The 1147-nt window shown below is 68.9% G+C and carries 1 protein-coding gene and 1 pseudogene; both read left to right on the top strand.

The window, feature by feature from the left end:
- A pseudogene (locus tag AC1DSN_RS22975) lies at window positions 1–552 on the top strand (DNA polymerase III subunit delta'); the annotation flags it as partial.
- Between the two features lie 65 nt (window positions 553–617).
- Window positions 618–1147 (top strand): PIG-L deacetylase family protein (locus AC1DSN_RS22970; RefSeq protein ID WP_477333189.1); only part of this gene is annotated, 530 nt, incomplete at its 3' end.

The following is a 1147-nucleotide window of genomic DNA, read 5'->3' as shown; positions in this document are numbered from 1 at the left end:
GCAGCGAACGCCTTGCTGAAAACCCTCGAGGAGCCGACCCAGGCCACCTTGCTGGTGCTTGTCGCCGATGAGCCGGCACGGTTGCCCGCGACTATCCGCAGCCGCTGCCAGCGCATCGATTTCCTGGTGCCGTCACGCGACGTCTCCCTGGCGTGGCTGGCTGGCGAAGGGGTGAAAGAGGCGGAAGCGGCACTCGACGCGGCCGGCGGCAATCCCGGCATGGCGCGGACCTGGGCRGCTGACGGCGCGCTCAAGCACCGCGTCGAGGTGCGTCATGATCTCAAGGCGCTCGCCGCCGGCCGCGGCGACGCGATGGAAGTCGTCAAGCGCTGGCAGGCGGCCGAGCCGGCTCGGTACCTGTGGTTCGCGGCACAGGCCGCGACGGACGAACTCCGTGCCCGTGCCGCCGGCGTCGCCGCTCCGCTGGAAAGCCAGCTGGATGACGAATCGCTCGATGCCTGGTACGGCAAGGCAAACCGGGCAAGAGATGCGCTGCGCGGGCCGCTCCGCGTCGATCTGTTGCTGCTCGAGCTGCTTGCCGCCTGGCGTTGACGCTGCCTTATCGGGCGTTCGGCCTTAATCGGCACATCTCTAGCGCCTCGCAAGGAACTTAGCCTTTGTCCCGCGACCCCGTCATCGACGGCAGTACCCGTCTACTTGTCGTCGCGCCCCACCCGGACGACGAATCGCTCGCCGCCGGCATGCTGATCCAGCGCACGCTCGCCATGGGTGGGCGTGCCGATGTCCTGCTCCTCACCGATGGCGACGACAATCCGTGGCCGCAGCGCTGGATGGAGCGGCGCCTGGTGATCGACTCGGCCGGCCGGGCTCGCTGGGGTGCGCGACGTCGGCTCGAGGTGGCTGCGGCACTGGGTCGGCTCGGCGTCGGCCCGGAGCACCTGCATGCCCTCGGTTGGCACGACATGCAGGTCACCGATGAGCTACGACTGCGAACCTCGGCGGCGGTAGGCGCGATTCGTCGCATCGTCGAGCGGGTACGGCCCACCCTGGTCGTGATCCCCGATCTGCGCGACAGCCATCCCGACCACGGTTCAGCCCATGTCCTTGCCCGACTGGCTCTGTCGGCGGCGGGGTCGATGGCCGAGATACTCACTTACATGGTCCATGGGACCGAGCGTTCGGCGCC

The sequence above is a fragment of the Luteibacter sp. P4_D7_3 genome (assembly GCF_056401735.1).
The sequence above is the reverse complement of the archived record's forward strand: the minus strand, read 5'-3'. Positions and strand labels throughout refer to the sequence as shown.